We start from the raw sequence: 3001 nt of genomic DNA on the forward strand, positions 1-3001 counted from the left end.
CGGGCAGGAAGTAGAGGACTTCCGCGGCGACGATGGCGTCGAAGCGTCGATCGACGATCGGAGCATGGCCGATGTCGGCGACTTCCCAGCTCAGCCCGGTCGCGGCCCCGATGCGCGCGGCGGCGCGGTCGAGCGCGGCGGGCATGCGGTCCACGAGGTGGACGCGGCGGCTCAGCGCGGCGAGGTGCAGGCTGAACGCACCGGCCGCGCAACCGATCTCCAGCGCATCGCCGAGCGGTGCGAGGGGCTCGAGCAGCGCCCGGATCGCCGCGTAGCGCCGGGCCTCGAACGGGTTGGCGTCGAGGTTCCACGGATCGTCGGCGGCGATCTGCTCCTCGAGATGGCGGTCAATGTCGAGTGCGGGCATGGGACGGGTCGGGTCGCGATTCTGGCGGACGGCCCTGTCCGGAGCGGCCGCGGCCGGTGGCGGCGGTCGGGTATCGTAGCGGCACTTGCCGTCGACGACCGATCACGGATGCTGAAGATCGACACCCACGCCCATTACCTGCCGCGCAACTGGCCAGACCTCGCGCGCAAGTACGGTGACGTACGGTTCCCGGTGATCCACCACACCGACGACGGGCGGCATCGCATCTACAAGGACGGCCGCTTCTTCCGCGAGATCTACAGCAAGACGTGGGATCCGCAGGAACGCATCGACGACTACGCGCGCTTCGGCGTGCAGGTGCAGGTGATCAGCACCGTGCCGGTGATGTTCAGCTACTGGGCCAAGCCGCAGCACGCACTGGAGCTGCACCAGGCACTGAACGACCACATGGCGCAGGCGGTCAACGACTTCCCGCGCCACTACGCGGGCATCGGTACCGTGCCGTTGCAGTCGCCCCGGCTCGCGGTGCAGGAGCTGGAACGCTGCATGGACCAGCTGGGCCTGCAGGGCGTGCAGATCGGCAGCCACATCGGCGACTGGAACCTCGACGCGCCGGAGCTGTTCGAATTCTTCGAGGCCGCCGCGGACCTCGGCGCCGCGATCCTCGTGCATCCGTGGGACATGATGGGTAGCGAGTCGATGCCCAAGTACTGGCTGCCATGGTTGGTCGGCATGCCCGCCGAGCAGTCGCGCGCCGCGTGCTGCCTGATCTTCGGCGGCGTGCTCGAGCGGCTGCCGAAGCTGAAGGTCTGCCTCGCGCACGGCGGCGGCTCGTTTCCGTACACGGTCGGCCGCATCGAGCACGGCTTCAACATGCGGCCGGACCTCGTCGCCACCGACAATCCGCGCAACCCGCGCGATTACCTGTCGCGGTTCTACTTCGATTCCTGGGTCGCCGACCCACGCGCGCTGCAGTACCTGCTCGACACCTGCGGCGTCGATCGCGTGATGCTCGGCACCGACTATCCGTTCCCGCTCGGCGAGCAGGAACCGGGCGCCGGCATCGCCGCGCTCGGCCTGTCGTCCGTCGAGCAGGCGCGCCTCTACCACGGCACCGCGCTCGACTGGCTCGGCCTGCCGCCCGCCCGCTTCGCCTGAGTCCCGATGACCGACCTCTTCTCCGACGCGCATGCCGCGTCGCTCGACGCCGCCGATCCGCTGCGTGCGTTCCGCGACGAATTCCTGATCCCGCCGCACGACGGCGCGCCGATGGCGTACTTCGTGGGCAACTCGCTCGGCCTGCAGCCGCGCGGGGCCCGCGCGCACATCGAGACGGTGTTGCGGAAGTGGGAAACCGAGGCCGTCGAAGGCCACTTCACCGGCGATGCCCAGTGGATGGGCTACCACGACCTCGTGCGCGAGCCGCTGGCGCGGCTCGTCGGAGCGAAGCCGCTCGAAGTGGTCGCCATGAACACGCTCACGGTCAACCTGCACCTGCTGATGGCGAGCTTCTATCGGCCGACCCGCGAGCGCCCCGCGCTTCTGATCGAGGCGGGCGCGTTTCCGTCGGACCGCCACGCGACGGAATCGCAGGTCCGGTTCCACGGCTTCGATCCCGCCACCGACCTGATCGAGGTCCAGCCGGATGCCGACGACGGCACGATCTCGATGGCGGCCATCGAGCGCGCGGTCGACGCCAACCGCGAGCGCCTCGCCCTCGTGCTGTGGCCGGGCGTGCAGTACCGCACCGGGCAGGCCTTCGACTTGCACGCCATCGCGCAGCTGGCACGCGACGCGGGCGCGAACGTGGGCTTCGACCTCGCGCATGCGGTGGGCAACATCGACCTCGCGCTGCACGACAGCGGCGCCGATTTCGCCGCCTGGTGCCACTACAAATACGTGAACTCCGGCCCCGGGGCGGTCGGCGGCGCGTTCGTGCACGAGCGGCATTCGCGCGCGGACCTGCCGCGTCTGGCCGGCTGGTGGGGCCACGATCCGTCCACGCGATTCCGCATGGGCCCTGAGTTCGTCCCGGCCCCGGGCGCGGACGGCTGGCAGCTCAGCAATCCGCCGATCCTCTCGATGGCACCGCTGCGCGCCTCGCTCGAGCTGTTCGACCGGGCCGGCCTGCCGGCGCTGCGCGCGAAGTCGCGCTCGCTGACGGGCTATCTCGAAGCGCTGATCGACGCCCGCCTCGCCGGCACCCTGCAGGTGTTGACCCCGCGCGACCCCGCGCGGCGCGGCTGCCAGCTCTCGCTGCGCGTGCACGGCGGCCGCGAGCAGGGACGCGCGCTGTTCGAGCACCTCGCCGCGAACGGCGTGCTGGGCGACTGGCGCGAGCCCGACGTCATCCGCATCTCGCCCGCGCCCCTCTACAACACGCATGCGGACGTCCTGCGGTTCGCGCGCGCGGTGGAACGCTGGGCGGCGCACGCCGGCTGACGCTGCCCGGGGCGCGCCCGGCGGCGACCGTCGCCGTTCAGGCGCTTGAACCGGACGCCTGTCGATCGCGCGCCCCACTACACTCGGCCCATCGACCGGACGGACCCGCCCGTGAGCGCCACGCCCCGCCCCATCACGATCATCGGAGCCGGACTCGCCGGCGCGCTGCTCGCCACGCTGCTCGCGCGGCGCGGCTGGAGCGTCGACGTCTTCGAGAAACGCGGCGATCCG

General features: G+C 71.1%; 4 protein-coding genes. 3 read left to right on the forward strand and 1 reads right to left on the reverse strand.

The genetic code is table 11. From position 1 onward, the window contains the following. A partial coding sequence (locus ACY35P_RS15240) for an SAM-dependent methyltransferase (protein ID WP_462116685.1) occupies positions 1-367 on the reverse strand: 367 nt, incomplete at its 3' end. Positions 368-475: 108 nt separating this feature from the next. Here ACY35P_RS15240 and ACY35P_RS15245 point away from each other — a divergent pair. From ACY35P_RS15245 to ACY35P_RS15255, 3 genes are all read left to right on the forward strand, one after another. Then, the gene (locus tag ACY35P_RS15245; protein WP_462116686.1) at positions 476-1486 is read left to right on the forward strand and encodes an amidohydrolase family protein; all 1011 of its coding nucleotides are present in this window, start codon (positions 476-478) and stop codon (positions 1484-1486) included. 6 nt (positions 1487-1492) lie between these two features. Then, positions 1493-2770, forward strand: coding sequence for a kynureninase (gene kynU / locus ACY35P_RS15250; protein ID WP_462116687.1), 1278 nt, complete (start codon positions 1493-1495; stop codon positions 2768-2770). Between the two features lie 111 nt (positions 2771-2881). Further along, a partial coding sequence (locus ACY35P_RS15255) for an FAD-dependent oxidoreductase (RefSeq protein ID WP_462116688.1) occupies positions 2882-3001 on the forward strand: 120 nt, incomplete at its 3' end.

This window comes from Lysobacter xanthus, from assembly GCF_047159895.1.